Genomic DNA, 1,567 nt, shown 5'->3' on the forward strand with positions numbered 1-1,567 from the left:
AGCGTGGGGCCATGTGCCCTCCCGCCATGCCGAACCCGGCCCAGCACCCCGTCACCGGCGGGCTCTTCCTCTCCCCGGTGCCTGCCGGCTCCGGATGGCCGGGTGACCCGGCGACGGCCGAGACCCCGGTGGCGGCCACCCCGGCGCAGGTGCGCCGGCTCGCGAAGGGAGCGGACGGCATACCCGAGCTCGACGCCCGCGTGAGCGTGTGCCGCGCCTGCCCCCGCCTCGTCGCCTGGCGCGAGACCGTCGCGACGCAGGGCCGGCGGGCGGCCTTCGCCGACCAGCCGTACTGGGGGCGGCCGGGGCCGTCGTTCGGCGACCCGGACGCCGAGGTGCTGATCGTGGGTCTCGCGCCGGCGGCCAACGGCACCAACCGGACCGGGCGGATGTTCACCGGCGACCGCTCCGGCGACTGGTTGTATGCCGCGCTCCACCGCGGCGGCTACGCGAGCCAGCCGACGTCGGTGGCCTCGGGTGACGGGCTCGTGCTGACCGGCATCCGCATCGTGGCGACCGTGCGGTGCGCGCCGCCTGCGAACAAGCCGACGACCGAGGAGCGCGAGACCTGCGCGCCCTGGCTCGACCGCGACCTCGAGCTGTCCGAGCCGCGGCTGCGTGCGATGCTCGCCCTGGGCTCCATCGCGTGGGACGCGGCGCTGGGTGCCGCGCGCCGTCGCGGCTGGCTGGTGCCGCGCCCGAAGCCGAGGTTCGGCCACGGCGTCGAGACGGTGCTGCGGACGGCGGCCGGCCACCCGGTGCGGCTCGTCGGCAGCTACCACGTGAGCCAGCAGAACACCTTCACGGGAAAGCTCACCGAGGCGATGCTCGACGAGGTCATCGCGCGGCTGTGACCGGGCGCCGTGGCAGGATCGCCCCTCATGACCGAGCCCACACAGATCCGGTCCGTCGTCGGCGACGCCGACGCAGCCCTCGACCGGCGGCTGTCGGACGAGCTCGACGCGGTCAACGCGGCTGCGACCGCGGGCACTCCGGCGGGGCGCGAGCTGACCGTCCGGCTGCTCGATGCGGACGGCGACCTCGTCGCCGGGCTCAGCGGCTGGACCCGGCGAGTCGCGGCCGGCATCGGGATGGAGCACGCAGCTCAGGTCAGTCTCACGTCGTCAGGGTGGACGGCGATGACGAGGACCGGTGTCGGGCTCGGCCCACGCCACCGACCGTGACCCGCAGCCTCAGGTGGGGGTGAAGTCGACGAGGTGCAGGTGCAGCGGTCCGCCGGTGGGGGCGGGGTAGTGCCGGCCGAGGCGTGCCGGTGGCCTGGCTCTTTCGGTCGCGACGTCGGTGTCGGCGCTGGTGTCGGTGACGAGTGTGAGCTGGGACGGCCGTCGCGTCGGTGGTGGTGGTGGTGGTGGTGGGCCGATGAGCAGGCCGGTGCGGGTCTCGAAGGTCAGGCCATCGGGCCTGGTGGGGTCGCCGGTGATGGTGAACTCGCCGCGGTGGTGCCCGTCGTGGTGGAACGGGCACAGCCCGAGCAGGTTGGCCAGGTCGGTGGGGCCGCCGTCGCGCCAGTGCTCCAGGTGGTGGACCTCGAGGTGTCGGGTGGTGC

At 74.7% G+C, this 1,567-nt stretch carries 3 protein-coding genes; 2 read left to right on the forward strand and 1 reads right to left on the reverse strand.

Annotated features, from left to right (window positions below; all coding sequences use genetic code 11):
- Positions 1-26 precede the first annotated feature (26 nt).
- On the forward strand, positions 27-854 hold the full coding sequence (locus ABD194_RS20145) for a uracil-DNA glycosylase (protein WP_425580037.1): 828 nt from the start codon (positions 27-29) through the stop codon (positions 852-854).
- 27 nt (positions 855-881) lie between these two features.
- Positions 882-1,184 (forward strand): hypothetical protein, encoded by a 303-nt coding sequence (locus ABD194_RS20150; RefSeq protein WP_343994831.1) that lies wholly within the window; start codon positions 882-884, stop codon positions 1,182-1,184.
- A 9-nt stretch (positions 1,185-1,193) separates the two neighbouring features.
- On the opposite strand, the gene ABD194_RS20155 is transcribed toward ABD194_RS20150, so the two are convergent.
- Positions 1,194-1,567, reverse strand: a 374-nt coding sequence (locus ABD194_RS20155) for an HNH endonuclease signature motif containing protein (protein ID WP_343994833.1), incomplete at its 5' end; no start/stop codon positions are given.

The sequence above is a fragment of the Terrabacter terrae genome (genome assembly GCF_039529575.1).
In the GTDB taxonomy this organism is placed as follows: Bacteria; Actinomycetota; Actinomycetes; order Actinomycetales; family Dermatophilaceae; genus Terrabacter; species Terrabacter terrae.